Here is a 13,829-nt window from a genome sequence, read left to right as displayed (position 1 = left end):
TGACCTGCCGCAGCCCGCTGTCAGGTTCGGAGCGCTGCAGTCCGGTCGGTGTGCGACTGCAACCGACGACGCGAAAGGCCCCCGGAATGCCGGAAGAACGCAAGCAAACCCGCATCTCTCGCCGCAACGCACTCGGCCTGTTCGGCGCGACCGTGTCCGGCGCCGCCGCCGGGCCGCTGGTCCTCGGCGCCGGAACCGCCGAGGCGGCCCCGGCGCACTCGGAGGTCACCGGTCTCACCACCGGCTCGCCCACCACCCCCGTCCAGGGCCTGCACCTGACCTTCGGCGCCGACCCGCGCAGCCAGATGGTCGTGTCGTGGATCACCGACGCGGCCGTCAAGAACCCGCGGGTCGTCTACGGCACGCTGAGCGGCGGCTTCGGCTCCACCGTGCACGCGAAGACGAAGACCTACGTGGACGGCACCTCCGGGCGGACCGTCTGGGCCCATCACGCGCTGCTCGGCAAGCTCAGGGCCGACACCGACTACCTGTACGCGGCCCAGCACGACGGTGCCACCCCCGACGCCGGCACCTTCCACACGGCCCCGTCGGGCAGGGCGCCGTTCACCTTCACCAGCTTCGGTGACCAGGGTGCGCCCAGCGTGACGTGGAAGACCGGTGCGAACCCGGCGGACGCCTCGGGCCGCGACTTCGAGCCCAACGCCACGCCCGCCGCCGCCGACATCGTCACCGGCATCGAGAAGGTCGGCCCGCTGTTCAACCTCCTCAACGGCGACCTCTGCTACGCCAACACCGGGCCGGACCGCCTCCGCGTCTGGAAGGACTTCCTCGCCAACAACAGCCGCTCGGCGCGGTTCCGTCCGTGGATGCCGGCCGCGGGCAACCACGAGATCGAGCTGGCCAACGGCAAGCTCGGTCTCGACGCGTACCAGACCTACTTCGAGCTGCCCTCGACCGAGAACCAGCCCGAGCTCGACAACCTCTGGTACTCCTTCACGGTCGGCGCGGTGAAGGTGATCGTCCTGCAGAACGACGACATCGCGCTGCAGGAGGGCGGCGACATCTACATCAAGGGCTACTCCGGCGGCCGGCAGCTCGCCTGGCTGGAGAAGGAGCTCAAGGCCGCACGGGGTTCGAAGGACATCGACTGGATCGTCGTCTGCATGCACCAGGTGATGATCAGCTCGGCGACCGGCGCGAACGGCGCCGACGTCGCGCTGCGCGCGGCGTACGGCCCGCTGTTCGACCGGTACGGCGTCGACCTGGTGGTCTGCGGCCACGAGCACGACTACGAGCGCTCGTTGGCGGTGCGCGGCGTCGTCCCCGGCAGCGTCACCCTCACGCCCAACCCGAGTCAGGCCGCGCTCGACGTGATCGAGAGCGAGCACGGCACGACGCACATGGTCCTCGGCGGCGGCGGTGTGTCCGGCATCACCAACAACACCTTCACCACCGACGACGCCGACGGCCACGGGCACCACTCGGCGTACGTCCAGATGGAGCACGTCGGCAAGTACAACTCCGTCAAGGAGAAGGAGACGGCGGTCTGGATCGGCGTCCGTGACGCCGAGCACCCGTACGGCTTCGCCGAGTTCTCCGTCGACCCGGGCCGTCACGCCGGTGACATGACCCGCATCCACGTCACCTACTACAACATCATCACGCCCACCGGTGAGCTGTCGGTGTTCGAGAAGTTCACGCTGCAGCGCCGTCGCAGTGACGGCGGCAACGGCCACGGCCACGACCACCACTGACCCACCGCGACCAGCGGCAGTGGTCGGCAGCGCCTGGGGCCGGGACGTCGTCCCGGCCCCAGGCGCTGCCGGGGTTCACGCCGCCGCGTCGTACGCCGCACGCGCGCGGACGGAGCGCGCCCCCCGCGTCCGAGGGGCGCGCTCCGCGAACACCGACAGCCGCAGCACGAGATAGCGGCCGATCCCGACGAGCGCGGTGGCCGACAGGTACACCGACTGCTGCAGGACGACCCCGGCGCCGGGGCGGAGCACGGACAGCGCGCCGACCGCGGCCGAGGTGACCAGCCAGCCGGCGGCGACGGTGGCCGCGCCCTTCACGTGGCCGGCCAGACCGGGCCGTCCGCAGCCGAACGTGACGCGGGCGTGCAACTCCGTGGCGGCCACCGAGGAGGCGACGGTGGTCAGCACGTTCGCCGCCATCCACGGGATCCACTGCGCGAGCAGGACCAGGGCCGCCGAGGACACCAGGGTGACTCCGCCGCCCAGCCCCGCGAAGCGCACGAAGGCCGCCACGTGAGGGCGCATCAATCGCAGGCCGTCCATGGGGGTCCCCTCCCGGTTCACCGGCCCCCGCGGGGCCGTCGTCGTCATGCGCAGATCGTGACCGGGCCCGCGTTCATCGCCGTTTCAGCGGGTTGTCAGGAGTGCCGGCGACGGTGAAACCCGGGGGCGGACAGAGCGCCGGACGGTCGTAAAGAACGCGTAAAGACTGCCGGGATCCGGCAATGACCGGCTGCCGCGGCCCGTGACAGCATCGCCGTGTCTTCGGAAGGCCGGATCGGCGAACGGGCAGGGGGCGGGGGCGGGATGGAGTGGTTCCTCGGGCTCGGCATCGCCGGTCTGGTGGTGCTGGCGATGGCCCTCGTCTTCGACGGTGTCCTCGACGGACTCCTCGACGGGCTCGGAGGCCTGGACGGCCTGCTGTCCCTGCCGGTGGTCGCCGGGTTCGTGTCGATGCTCGGCTTCTCCGGCGCGATCGTCCTCGGCACGACGGATCTCGGGACGGCGTCCGCCGCCGCCGTGGGGGTCGCGGCCGGGGGTGTGGCGGGATGGCTGACGTGGCGGTTCGGCCGGTCGCTGATGCGCGGCGGGGATTCGGCAGCACCGCGCGGCGACGACCTCGTCGGCGGTTCCGGCACGGTGGTCACCGCGATCCCCGCGGACGGCTACGGCGAGGTGCTCGCGTACCTGGCCGGTCAGCCCGTGAAACTCGCGGCCAGGAGTACCGTCCCGCTGCCTCGGGGCTCGAGGGTGTGGGTGGAGGCGGCGTTGTCGGCCACGTCGGTGGCCGTACGCCCCGTCGACCGCTGAACCCGCGCGCCTGAACCCCCGCGCCTGAACGCCCCGGCGGCTCGCACCTCGCACCCCCGCACCCCGTACGCGTGCGCGCGGCCGGGCCCCCGGCACCGCGCGTGCGGCGCCGCGACTTCTTCCTCGTCAGTTCTGCTCCGACCAAGGGAATCCGGCATGAACCCTGTCCTCACCGCCGCGGTGGGCATCGTCGTCCTCGTCGTCCTGCTCGCCCTCGTCGTCGTCACCCGCTACAAGGTCGCCGGTCCCAGCGAGGCGTTCATCGTCACCGGGCGGCGTGGCAAGAAGTCCACCGACCCGGAGACCGGACGCGTCTTCACCGACAACAGCGGCCAGAAGGTCGTGGTCGGCGGGGGCGTGTTCGTCGTGCCCTTCGTCCAGCAGAAGTTCACCCTGGACCTGTCGAGCCGGCACATCCCCGTCGCCGTACGGGGCGCGGTCACGCTGCGCGGGGTCAAGGCGCACCTCGAGGGCGTCGCGATCGTCAAGGTCGGGGGGACCGAGGACTCCATCCGCGCGGCCGCCCAGCGGTTCCTGATGCAGCAGGACGGCATCGTCGGCTTCACCCAGGAGGTCCTGTCGGGCGCGCTGCGCTCCATCGTCGGGCGGATGTCGGTGGAGGACGTCATCCGCGACCGCGCGGCGTTCGCCGGCCAGGTGGCCGAGGAGGCGGAGGCCAGCCTGTCCGGGCAGGGCCTGGTCCTGGACGCCTTCCAGATCCAGGACATCACCACCGAGGGCTCCTACCTGGAGGACCTCGGACGGCCCGAGGCCGCCCGGGCCCGGCAGGAGGCGGACATCGCCGAGGCCCTGGCACGGCAGGCGTCGGAGCAGGCCCGGCTCAAGGCCGAGGAGGAGATCGCCGTCGCCCAGCGGACGTTCGCGCTCAAGCAGGCCGAGATCAAGGCCGAGACGGACGAGGCCGCCGCCCGCGCGGCCGCCGCCGGTCCGCTCGCGGAGGCCGCCCGCAACCAGGAGGTCCTCACGGAGCAGGAGAAGGTCGCCGCCCGGCAGGCCGCGCTGACCGACCGCGAACTCGACACCATGGTCCGCAAGCCGGCCGACGCCGCGCGCTACCGGGCCGAGCAGGAGGCCGAGGCCCGACGGATCGCGCTGGTCAAGGAGGCCGAGGCGGACGCCCAGCGCTCCCGGCTCACCGGTGAGGGCGAGAAGGCGCACCGGGCGGCGCTGGCCGAGGCCGTACGCCTCGAGGGCGAGGCGCAGGCCGCGGCCATCGCGGCGAAGGGGTCGGCCGAGGCCGAGGCCATGCAGAAGAAGGCGGACGCGTTCGCCCGGTACGGCGACGCCGCCGTGCTGCAGATGCTGGTCGAGGTGCTGCCGCAGGTCGTCGCGAAGGCCTCCGAGCCGCTCGCCGCCGTGGACAGGATGACCGTGATCTCGACGGACGGAGCGAGCCGACTGTCCCGCACGGTGGCGGACAACGTGGCGCAGGGCATGGAACTGCTCAGCTCCACCACGGGAGTCGACCTCGCCGAACTGCTCAAGGGCATCACCCAGCGCGGCACCACGGCGCCGGCCCACGCCGACGCGTCCAACGGGAGGGTCGAGATCGCCGACTGACGCGGGGCGAGGGGCCGGCGGTGTCGCACCAGGGGCCGGACCCGCCCAGGGCGAGAGCAGGAGCCGTGCGTGACGGGATGGAACGGAGGATCGGTACGCGGAGGTGGTCCCGGTGCGGACGAGGGCGATCAGGCGGCCCGTGTACGTATGGCTGCCCGTGGCCGGGGGTGTGGGGACCTACGCCCTGGCCGCCCTGTTCATCGGTCCGGTGCACGAGGCCCCGGGAGGGGCGGTCCTGCTCGGGGGCGTGGCCCTCTTCTTCTGGGCTCTCGGGTGGGACTCGGCGATCCGCAGCGGGCCGGACCGCTTGTCCGTCACGAACTTCCTGGTGACCTCGACCGTTGCCTGGACCGATGTGGGCGAGGTGGCGATTCACGACGGCCTGACCGTCGTCCTGCGCGACGGACGCACGATCGAGTCGATCGCCTTCGGCAGTTCGCTGCTGGGGGCGTTCACCGGGTACCCGACCCATCGGAAGGCGCTCCGGAAGCTCCAGCAGGCCCACGGTGCGGCACTACGGGCCCACAGAGGCACGGACCAGGGCCCGGGCAGGAGCAATAGCAGGAGCAGGGGCAAGGGCCGAGGCCCGGCCGGCCCGGCCGGCCCCGTCCGGCTGACGACGTCCTTCGAATGGCGACGGCTCCTCTGCGCCCTCGTGGCCGTCTACGGCCCGCTCCTGCTCATCGGCCTCCTTGCGCGGTGAGGGCTCCGGCGGCGGTACGGCGGGCGCCCCGGGCCGACGACGTACCCCACGGGCGTACCTGTCCCGTACCGGGAGCGGATCACGCCGCGGCCGGGCGACGCCGCAGGAAACGGGAGGCCACCATCGCGGCGAACACGACGGCCCAGAACACCGCGGCGACCCAGATCTCCCAGCGGCCCGTGCTCGTCATCCACGAGGTGCCCGTCGCGCGTCCCAGCTCGTGCGTGGTGACGGCGTACATGCCGACCGGGAAGACGAGGTTCCACCAGCCGAGGTCGTAGCGCAACGGAATGCGGCGCAGCGCGTGCCGCCATACGCCGAGGGCCAGCAGGAGCGGGACGAGCCAGCTGGAGAACGACCACAGGACGACGGACGTCCCGACGAGGACCTCCCTCGACAGGATGGTGCTGCCCGGGGGGAGGGCGATCAGCCGCACCGCGACGAGCACGACGATCGCCGCCGCCCCCATGAAGATCCAGACGGACGTCATGAGGCCTTCCGGCCGGACGGGCCGGGCCAGCAGTCTGGCCAGGACGATCGCGGAGGTCAGCAGGTACTGCATCAGGCCGACGGCCCAGCACACCACCGCCAGCACGGGCAGCACGTCTCCTGTGGTCACCCGGGCCAGCGAGGCCGCCGCGAGTGCCACCGACTCCGAGCCCACCGCCCACAGGAACCAGGTGCCGTTCACCTGGTCGAACGAGGGGCCCCGCTTCAGGGTGGTGATGAGCGCGAGCGGAATGCCGTAGCCCAGCACCACCCACCCCAGTGCCCCGAACGCCAGGAAGGCCGCGGCGGCTGCCGTGTGGCCGTCCGGCGCGAGGCGCGACGCCAGGACGTTGGAAGAAATCGCGAGGGTGAGGAAGGCGAAGGCGCGCGGCCCGAGGAAGTCCGCGACGAACCGTTCACGTCTCCGCAGCAGCCGCAGGCCGTACGCGGGCACGAGTACCGCGAACCCGGCCAGGGCCACCCACAGCAGCGCTGCGGAGGCCGTGCGGGCGCCGCCTACGTACAGGGCCGTGGAGACGATGCCGGTGCCCATGACGAACGCGAGCGCACCGGGGTTGAGGTCCGCCACCGCGGCGGAGAGGGTGGCGCGGAGTCCGGGCGGCCGGGGATCGGGGCCGGACGTCCGCTCACCGGTTCCGCGGCGGATGATCTTCGACATGACACGCCCTCCGGCCGCTCTCGCGGTAGCAGCATTTTACTGATGTGCGCACTTCATCACCTTTCGGGCACGGAGGCGGTCCGGGAATCGCCGGGCGACGCCGAGGCGGCGGCCTGCGCCAGTACCTGGGTGACGGCGTCCGCGACGCCCCGCGCGGTCAGACCCGCCTCCGCGAGGATCTCGGCACGGCTGGCCTGCCGGGGGAACCCGTCGGCCACGCCCAGGACCCGCACCGGGGTGCGGATGCCGGCCTCCTGCAGGGCCTGGACCACCGCGGTGCCCACTCCCCCGGTCCGCAGGCCGTCCTCGACCGTGACGACCAGGTCGTGCCCCGCGGCGAGGGCGGGCAGTTCGCCGGGGAGCGGCTTCACCCACAGCGGGTCCACCACGGTGACCCGCATGCCGTGCCCGGCGCAGAGCGCCGCCGCCTCCAGGGCGACCGGCGCCGTCGTCCCGACGGCGATCAGCAGCACGCCGCCGGTGCCGGGCCCCGCCTCACGCAGGACGTCGACCGCACCCGCGCGAGCCGCCGCCGGGATCTCCGGACCGACCGCGCCCCGCGGGTAGCGCAGGACCGTCGGCGCGTCCGCGATCGCCACGGCCTCCCGCAACCGCTCCCGCAGCGTGCGCGCGTCGCGGGGAGCGGCGATCCGCAGCCCGGGCACGGCCTGGAGCATCGCCAGGTCCCACAGCCCGTTGTGACTGGGCCCGTCGTCGCCGGTGACCCCGGACCGGTCGAGGACGAGGGTCGCGCCGAGACGGTGCAGCGCGAGGTCCATCAGCACCTGGTCGAGCGCGCGGTTGAGGAAGGTGCCGTACAGGGCGATCACCGGGTGCAGTCCCGCCATGGCCATCCCGGCGGCCGAGGCGACCGCGTGCTGCTCGGCGATCCCGACGTCGAAGAACCGTTCCGGGTGGCGTGCGGCGAACTCGTTCAGACCGACGGAACCGGGCATGGCCGCGGTGATCGCCACGACGTCCGGGTGCGTGCCGGCCAGCTCCACCAGTTCCCGGCCGAACGCCGCCGACCAGGTCAGACCCGCGGGCCGCAGGGGGCGGCCCGTCCGCGGGTCGATGGTGCCGACGCCGTGCAGATGGTCCTCCTCGTCCTGTTCGGCGGGCGGGTATCCGAGCCCCTTGCGGGTCGTGCAGTGGACGACGACGGGTGCGCCATGGGTCCTGGCCCGCTCCAGGGCTGCCTCCAGGGCGCCGATGTCGTGGCCGTCGACGGGCCCGATGTAGTGCAGTCCCAGCTCGCGGAAGAGCGAGTGCGGCGCGACGGCCGCATCGGCGGAGCCCTCCCCGAGACCCGCCCTCAGCCCCTCCTTGAGGCCTTCCTTGGCCGCGTGCAGGGTGCGGTGCAGCGCCCGGCCCGGTGTCCCGGCGCCGTCGAGGGCCTGTTTGCCCCAGCCGGCCAGCCGCTCGTAGCCGGCGTGGCCGCGCAGGGCGGCCAGGTGCCGCGCGAGTCCGCCCACGGTCGGTGCGTACGAACGGCCGTTGTCGTTGAGGACGATCACCACGGGCCGTTCGGGTGCCTCCGCGATGTTGTTCAGGGCCTCCCAGGCCAGGCCTCCGGTGAGGGCGCCGTCGCCGACGACGGCGACGATGTGCCGGTCCCCCTCCCCCGCGAGCCGTCGCGCCTTGGCCATGCCGTCGGCGTACGACAGGGCCGCCGAGGCGTGCGAGTGCTCGATGTGGTCGTGCGCGGACTCCTCCCGGCTGGGGTAGCCGGAGAGGCCGCCGCGCTGCCGCAGTCCGGTGAACTCCCCGGCCCGCCCGGTCACGATCTTGTGGACGTACGCCTGGTGGCCCACGTCCCACAGCAGCCTGTCCCGCGGGGAGTCGAAGACCCGGTGCAGCGCCAGGGTCAGTTCGACGACGCCGAGGTTGGGCCCCAGATGACCACCCGTGGCCGCGACGTGCCGGATCAGGAACTCGCGGATCTCCCCGGCGAGCCGGGCCAGCTCCGGATGGCTCAGACCCCTCAGGTCCGCGGGCTGCTTGATCCGTCCCAGCAGGCTCATGCCGCTGCTCCTCCTCGATGCCGCTGTGCCGTCGGCGGACGCGCAAGGGGCGTCCGGCGCGCGGTGCACGGGCCGTCCGCGTCCCCGGATCCGTCGCCCGTGCGCGCGGACCGAACCCCGTGCGTGCGCGTCGCGTTGACGACCGTAGGTCCGGGAGGGGCCGGGGGCCGACGGCCCGCCGTGCCACGCCGGCCTCACATCAGGACCTCGGGCGGGCCGGCCGGCCGTCCGCGAACCCCCGCCCCCGGATCAGGGCGCGGCGCCCGCGGGCGGCCGGGTGTCCCGATCCGAGGGGTTCCTGGCCGACGGCCCGCCATCGTCCCCGGCGGCGATTCCGCTGAAGTGGGTACGGCCGCGCGCCCGCGGCCGCCGGCCCCACCCAGGGAAGAGACATGACCGAGGACCGCGATCCGGAGGACGCCGCACGCCGGCCACCACCCGTCCTGTACAGCCTGGGACTCCTGCACGGCGAACTGCGTGCGCGGCACCGACTGTCGCTCCACGACCACCTCGTGCTCGGCGCCCTCGCCGGAGCCGAGGACCGCACGCTACCGGTGGTCCGGCTGGCGGCGTTCCTCGGAGAACCCGCACCCCGGATGGCCCTGGTCCTGAAGGGCCTGGAGGCGGCCGGGCTGATCGAACGCCATCGCCGTGACAGGGACCGCAGGAAGGTCGAGGTGACCCTCACCGAGGCGGGCTGCGCCCGGTTCGCCGACGCGGAGCGGACGGCACGGGAACGGCTGCGCCGGCACCTCGTCCCGTGACCGGTTCGGGCCCGGGCCGTACGTACGAGGCCGGGGCCGAGGGGGCACCCGCGCCCCTCAGCCCGTCGGCTCAACCCGCTGTCGTCTAGGCCGGGTCCGGCCAGCGACTCGTGATGACCTTGCCACGCGTGTAGAAGTGCACGGCTTCGCCGCCGTACATCCGGTGGTCGCCGAAGGCCGAGTCCTTCCAGCCGCCGAAGGAGTGGTGGCCCACCGGCACCGGCATCGGCACGTTCACGCCCACCATGCCGGTCTCGACCTCGAGTTGGAACCGGCGGGCCGCGCCGCCGTCACGGGTGAAGATCGAGCTCGCGTTGCCGAACGGGGAACCGTTGACGATGCGCAGGGCCTCCTCGTACGTCCCGGCGCGGACGACGCACAGGACGGGGCCGAAGACCTCGTTCCGGTAGACGTCGGAACCGGTGTCCACGTGGTCGAGGAGCGAGATGCCCATCCAGTGCCCGTTCTCCAGGCCCTCGACGGTGAAGTCCCGCCCGTCGAGCACCACTTCGGCCCCCTGGGCGGCCGCGCCCGCGACGTAGCCGGCGACCTCGTCGCGGTGCGCCCTGGTGACGAGCGGACCCATCTCGGACGCCGGGTCGTCACCCGGGCCGATCCTGACCCTCGCGGCCCGCTCGACGATCCGGGGCACCAGCGCGTCGCCCGCCGAACCGACCGCGACCACCACGGAGACCGCCATGCAGCGCTGACCCGCGGAGCCGTAGGCAGCGGTCACGGCGGCCTCGGCGGCGGCGTCGAGGTCGGCGTCGGGCAGGACCAGCATGTGGTTCTTCGCGCCGCCGAGCGCCTGCACACGCTTGCCGTTCGCGGCCGCCCTGCGGTACACGTGCCGGGCGACCGGCGTGGAGCCCACGAAGGAGACGGCCGCCACGTCGGGGTGGTCGAGCAGCACGTTCACCGCGGTCTCGTCGCCGTGCACGATGTTGAGCACGCCGGCGGGCACACCGGCCTCCGCCGCCAGTTCCGCGAGGAGCACGGAGGCGGAAGGGGCCTTGCTGCTGGGCTTGTGGACGAAGGTGTTGCCGCAGGCGATCGCCATGGGGAACATCCACATGCCGATCATCGCGGGGAAGTTGAACGGCGAGACACCGACGACCACACCGAGCGGCTGGCGGACCGACGCCACGTCGGTCATGCCCGACACCTCGGTGGACGTCTCGCCCTTGAGGGCCGTGCCGAGGCCGCAGGCCAGCTCGACGATCTCCAGGCCCCGGGCCACCTCGCCCAGCGCGTCCGCGTGGACCTTGCCCTGCTCGGCGGTGATCAGCGCGGCGATGTCGTCCCGGCGTGCGTCCAGCAGTTCGCGGTAGCGGAAGAGGATCGCCGTACGCTGCGCGAGCGAGGTCCTGCGCCAGCCGACGTAGGCGACCTTCGCCGCGGCGACCGCGGTGTCGACCTCGTCGGTTCCGGCCAGCGCGACCCGGGTGGTGACCTCTCCGGTCGCCGGGTCGGTCACGGCGCCCCAGCTGCCGGTGCCTCCCTCGGCGTCCCCGAAGGGCCTGCCTCCGATCCAGTGCGTGACGGTCTTCATGGGCGCTGCTCCTCCAGGGACGACGGCGGCGACGACTGCAGTCGGATGCTCCGCGGCCACGGGCCCCGTGCCCGGGACGGCGGGACTGCTGACATCGAAGTTACGTCTCCGCTCCACGCCTTCCGGCCCTCCGGAGCCACGCGGCCCGAAGTGCCCGGCTCCTGTCCGGAACTGTCGTGGGGAGGATCACGCGGGCAGCGCCCTCGACGACCCGGTCGCCCGCGCTGCGGTGATCCGGGCGCCGGTCGTGCGCCACGCGTGCGGCTGCCGCCAGACCGCCTCTTACTGATCATTTCAGCACCGTCAAGTCCCCGCGGCTTCCGCGTCCGCTACGTGCCGGCCACCAGGCTCGTCAACGAGCTCGTCGAAGCCGCCGACGAGAAGCAGCTGTCCAAGACCATCGCCCGCTACGGCCGCGTCGATCCTTGACGAACTCGGCTACATGGAGCTTGACGCAGGGGCGCTGAGCGCTGTTTCAGGTCCTGACCGAGCGCGAGGAGAAGGACAGTGTCGCCATCGCCTCCAACGAGTCGTTTTCCACAGCGCACTCTGATCAGGGCAGCGCGGGCTCCTCGTCAGTGGCCAGACGGGCGTGACGCTCGACGTCATAACGCATGCCGTCGTACTCCAGTTTCTGGCGCTCGATTCCCTCCGACGCAAAGCCCGCAGCCAGAGCCACCCGGCATGAAGCCGGGTTGTTGACCCGATGCCCCAGCTCCAACCGGAAAACTCCTGCATCGTCGAAGGCCCAGCGGGCCAGCGCCTGGCAAGCCCCCGATGCGACGCCCCGGCCTCGCGCGCTCTGCGTCGTCCAGTACGACACCCAGCCCGTCGCATGGCTCCGATTCACGGCGCTCACCGCAACGTTGCCCAGCACGGTGTCCTCGCCATCGACCACCGCGAACGCGAAGGCGGCACCGCCGGCCCACTGATCAGACTGAACCGCCACCCATCTTTCAGCAGCGTCCAGCGACTCGATCGGCTCGCTGACCTGCCGCCTCATCACGGGGTCCGCGAAGGCGGTCAACACCGACCGCACGTCGCCGGCTGTCCAGCGGCGCAACCACAACCTCGAATTCACTGCTAAACGATCACGCACCCCGGGAGTCTCTCGCAGTCGGAGGTCCACGGCCAGCACTGCTTACGGGCACCCCAACGGACGTTCCCGCTCCATCGCGGCCAATCGGGCGATCTCACGACACCCGAGTGACATCAAAAAGTCACTGACATTGATCACGCCCCTGCCCGCCGCACAACGACTCCCGAAGTCACGCCGAAACGACTCTCTTTGAAACGGTCACAGCCAACGTCACATGTCCCGCCCCACACGTTGCCCGGCGCGGCCTCGTAGGTCAGCCGAGAGGGCTGTCCCGTAAGTGTTGGGCACGGGTGGGCCGAGAGTGACCGAGCAGCTCAGTTGACACGGGGGCTCCTGCCCGCTGCACAAGGGAATTCACAGGCATCCCGCGCAGCGCCTGTCTTATCCTGACCGCTGCCGTCCGTACCGGGACGGACCCGACGAAGGGGCGGCGGAGTGCCGGACGTGTACAAGATCATGCTGGATGCCGAGTTGAGCAAGGCGTTCGACGTGTGGTCCGGCTATCTGAACGCCCGAACTGGCGAGGATCCCCAGGTTCGTGCACGACTGCGCTCCACGTTGCAGTCGGCCCGCGCGGCAGCCGCCGAGGGCGAGCCCGGGTCTGCGCGCGCCTTGGTGGCGGAGATGTACGACGACGCCCGAGAAGCAGGCCTGCCCTGGGCTCCCGTACGGCCTGACTCCTGCGCAGCGGACCAGCAGGCTCGCGACTACGCCAAGGACGAACTGCGGCAGGTGCTTCCAGTGGACCTGCGCGAGGATCTCGACAGCATCGCGCTCCACCTGAGAGTAACGGGCCGCCGCCTCCGGACCGTCCCCGGCCTTGACGCCGCCACCCACCAGGAGATCCTCTACATCTCGGCCCGCGCCGGGATGGCCCTCGATCTCGCCCACCCGAGAGCAGCGCGACGGGAACTCGAACGCCTCGAAGCGATTGCGCGACGCTGCGTAGGTTGACGTAGTACGGGGGTTCGTGTCCGTCGTCGTACAGCTCCACGTCGTAGGTGCGGTAATCGGCGTGTCCCATGCACAATTCAGCCCCGTCTGACCGCGCTGAAGGGGGCGGCACAATATGCCCATGGATCCGAGCAGCCAGATCATCGTCGCCTTGGACTGCGACAACCGTGTCACCGCCGACGCTGTCGTCGAGCAACTGGGCGGCGGGTGCCGTTTCTACAAGGTCGGTCTGGAACTGCTCACCGCCGCGGGGCCGGACGTCATCAAGGACCTCGTCGCACAGGGCAAGGGCGTCTTCCTGGACCTCAAACTCCTCGAGATCCCGAACTCGGTCGCCGGGGCGGTTCGCGCTGCGGGGACATTGGGCGTGTCCATGGTCACCGTGCACGGCATGGGCGGCAGCAGCATCATGTCGGCAGCGGTCGATGCCGCCCGCGACTTCCCCGGGCTGCGCATCCTCGCTCTGACCGTGGTCACCAGCATGACCGACGCGGACCTCACCGACATCGGTGTCGGCGAAACGGTGGACGAGCAGGTGCTCCGGTTGGCCCGCCTGGCGCGGACGGCTGGATGTCACGGCGTGATCGCCTCGCCGCAGGACGTTGCGGCCTTGCGCAGCACCCTGGGTCCTGATGCCCTGATCGTCACTCCGGGAGTCGCGCTGCCTGGTGAATCCGCGGCCGGACACGCCCGTCCCGGGACACCACGTGCGGCGATCACCGCTGGGGCATCGCACGTCGTCGTCGGCCGGACGGTCACTCGTGCCGCTGACCCGGCGGCCGCATTCCGTCTCGTCCGGGAGAGTCTGGCTCCCTAGGGCGCGAATCGAAAGTATCTCCGGAGCGGTCGTCGGGCCGCTCGGCTACGGTGCAGCCATGGCGAACTTCGTACTCATCGCAGGTGCGCGACTCGGATCGTGGGCGTGGGACGATGTGGTGCCGTACCTGCGTGCGGCCGG

General features: G+C 71.9%; 12 protein-coding genes and 2 pseudogenes. 9 read left to right on the top strand and 5 right to left on the bottom strand.

Annotated elements, in window-relative coordinates; all coding sequences use genetic code 11:
• Positions 1-86 precede the first annotated feature (86 nt).
• Positions 87-1,715, top strand: coding sequence for a purple acid phosphatase family protein (locus tag ABZ479_RS04125; protein WP_500459759.1), 1,629 nt, complete (start codon positions 87-89; stop codon positions 1,713-1,715).
• Positions 1,716-1,790: 75 nt separating this feature from the next.
• On the opposite strand, the gene ABZ479_RS04120 is transcribed toward ABZ479_RS04125, so the two are convergent.
• Positions 1,791-2,258 carry a GtrA domain-containing protein gene (locus ABZ479_RS04120; RefSeq protein WP_500460201.1) on the bottom strand — a complete coding sequence of 156 codons (468 nt, stop codon included), beginning with the start codon at positions 2,256-2,258 and terminating at the stop codon, positions 1,791-1,793.
• A gap of 264 nt (positions 2,259-2,522) precedes the next feature.
• Between ABZ479_RS04120 and ABZ479_RS04115 the strand changes: the two genes are divergently transcribed.
• The 3 genes from ABZ479_RS04115 (at position 2,523) to ABZ479_RS04105 (ending at position 5,310) form a co-directional block, all read left to right on the top strand.
• A complete protein-coding gene (locus ABZ479_RS04115; protein WP_500459758.1) occupies positions 2,523-3,026 on the top strand; it encodes an NfeD C-terminal domain-containing protein in 504 nt (167 codons plus the stop codon).
• Between the two features lie 156 nt (positions 3,027-3,182).
• The gene (locus ABZ479_RS04110) at positions 3,183-4,607 is read left to right on the top strand and encodes a flotillin family protein (RefSeq protein WP_500459757.1); all 1,425 of its coding nucleotides are present in this window, start codon (positions 3,183-3,185) and stop codon (positions 4,605-4,607) included.
• Between the two features lie 112 nt (positions 4,608-4,719).
• Entirely contained in the window at positions 4,720-5,310 is a 591-nt protein-coding gene (locus tag ABZ479_RS04105; RefSeq protein WP_500459756.1) for a hypothetical protein, read from the top strand.
• A gap of 79 nt (positions 5,311-5,389) precedes the next feature.
• On the opposite strand, the gene ABZ479_RS04100 is transcribed toward ABZ479_RS04105, so the two are convergent.
• Entirely contained in the window at positions 5,390-6,478 is a 1,089-nt protein-coding gene (locus ABZ479_RS04100) for a tellurite resistance/C4-dicarboxylate transporter family protein (RefSeq protein WP_500459755.1), read from the bottom strand.
• 56 nt (positions 6,479-6,534) lie between these two features.
• Positions 6,535-8,502 carry a 1-deoxy-D-xylulose-5-phosphate synthase gene (dxs, locus tag ABZ479_RS04095; RefSeq protein WP_500459754.1) on the bottom strand — a complete coding sequence of 656 codons (1,968 nt, stop codon included), beginning with the start codon at positions 8,500-8,502 and terminating at the stop codon, positions 6,535-6,537.
• Positions 8,503-8,894: 392 nt separating this feature from the next.
• On the opposite strand from dxs, the gene ABZ479_RS04090 reads away from it, so the two are divergent.
• Positions 8,895-9,266 carry a MarR family transcriptional regulator gene (locus ABZ479_RS04090; protein ID WP_500459752.1) on the top strand — a complete coding sequence of 124 codons (372 nt, stop codon included), beginning with the start codon at positions 8,895-8,897 and terminating at the stop codon, positions 9,264-9,266.
• 85 nt (positions 9,267-9,351) lie between these two features.
• Here the strand turns inward: ABZ479_RS04090 and ABZ479_RS04085 are convergent, their stop codons facing one another.
• Positions 9,352-10,818, bottom strand: coding sequence for a CoA-acylating methylmalonate-semialdehyde dehydrogenase (locus ABZ479_RS04085; protein ID WP_500459751.1), 1,467 nt, complete (start codon positions 10,816-10,818; stop codon positions 9,352-9,354).
• A 315-nt stretch (positions 10,819-11,133) separates the two neighbouring features.
• On the opposite strand from ABZ479_RS04085, the pseudogene ABZ479_RS04080 reads away from it, so the two are divergent.
• A pseudogene (locus tag ABZ479_RS04080) lies at positions 11,134-11,357 on the top strand (ATP-binding protein); the annotation flags it as partial.
• Positions 11,358-11,371: 14 nt separating this feature from the next.
• Here ABZ479_RS04080 and ABZ479_RS04075 read toward each other — a convergent pair.
• A complete protein-coding gene (locus tag ABZ479_RS04075) occupies positions 11,372-11,899 on the bottom strand; it encodes a GNAT family N-acetyltransferase (RefSeq protein ID WP_500459750.1) in 528 nt (175 codons plus the stop codon).
• Between the two features lie 462 nt (positions 11,900-12,361).
• Here ABZ479_RS04075 and ABZ479_RS04070 point away from each other — a divergent pair, with 462 nt between their 5' ends.
• From ABZ479_RS04070 to ABZ479_RS04060, 3 genes and pseudogenes are all read left to right on the top strand, one after another.
• A complete protein-coding gene (locus ABZ479_RS04070; protein WP_500459749.1) occupies positions 12,362-12,871 on the top strand; it encodes a hypothetical protein in 510 nt (169 codons plus the stop codon).
• A gap of 121 nt (positions 12,872-12,992) precedes the next feature.
• Positions 12,993-13,688 (top strand): orotidine-5'-phosphate decarboxylase, encoded by a 696-nt coding sequence (gene pyrF / locus ABZ479_RS04065; RefSeq protein ID WP_500459748.1) that lies wholly within the window; start codon positions 12,993-12,995, stop codon positions 13,686-13,688.
• A 58-nt stretch (positions 13,689-13,746) separates the two neighbouring features.
• Positions 13,747-13,829, top strand: a pseudogene (locus tag ABZ479_RS04060) (alpha/beta hydrolase); the annotation flags it as partial.

The sequence above is a fragment of the Streptomyces sp. NPDC005722 genome, from assembly GCF_040630935.1.
Classification (GTDB): domain Bacteria; phylum Actinomycetota; class Actinomycetes; order Streptomycetales; family Streptomycetaceae; genus Actinacidiphila.
Note: the sequence above shows the minus strand (reverse complement) of the source record. Positions and strands in the feature narration are given on the sequence as shown.

Bases quoted from the DNA above. Each gene is read 5' to 3' on its own strand.
- ABZ479_RS04100 (WP_500459755.1), bottom strand. From the start codon at position 6,478: ATGTCGAAGATCATCCGCCGCGGAACCGGTGAGCGGACGTCCGGCCCC.
- ABZ479_RS04115 (WP_500459758.1), top strand. From the start codon at position 2,523: ATGGAGTGGTTCCTCGGGCTCGGCATCGCCGGTCTGGTGGTGCTGGCG.
- pyrF (WP_500459748.1), top strand. From the start codon at position 12,993: ATGGATCCGAGCAGCCAGATCATCGTCGCCTTGGACTGCGACAACCGT.
- ABZ479_RS04110 (WP_500459757.1), top strand. From the start codon at position 3,183: ATGAACCCTGTCCTCACCGCCGCGGTGGGCATCGTCGTCCTCGTCGTC.
- ABZ479_RS04085 (WP_500459751.1), bottom strand. From the start codon at position 10,818: ATGAAGACCGTCACGCACTGGATCGGAGGCAGGCCCTTCGGGGACGCC.
- ABZ479_RS04125 (WP_500459759.1), top strand. From the start codon at position 87: ATGCCGGAAGAACGCAAGCAAACCCGCATCTCTCGCCGCAACGCACTC.
- dxs (WP_500459754.1), bottom strand. From the start codon at position 8,502: ATGAGCCTGCTGGGACGGATCAAGCAGCCCGCGGACCTGAGGGGTCTG.
- ABZ479_RS04120 (WP_500460201.1), bottom strand. From the start codon at position 2,258: ATGGACGGCCTGCGATTGATGCGCCCTCACGTGGCGGCCTTCGTGCGC.
- ABZ479_RS04090 (WP_500459752.1), top strand. From the start codon at position 8,895: ATGACCGAGGACCGCGATCCGGAGGACGCCGCACGCCGGCCACCACCC.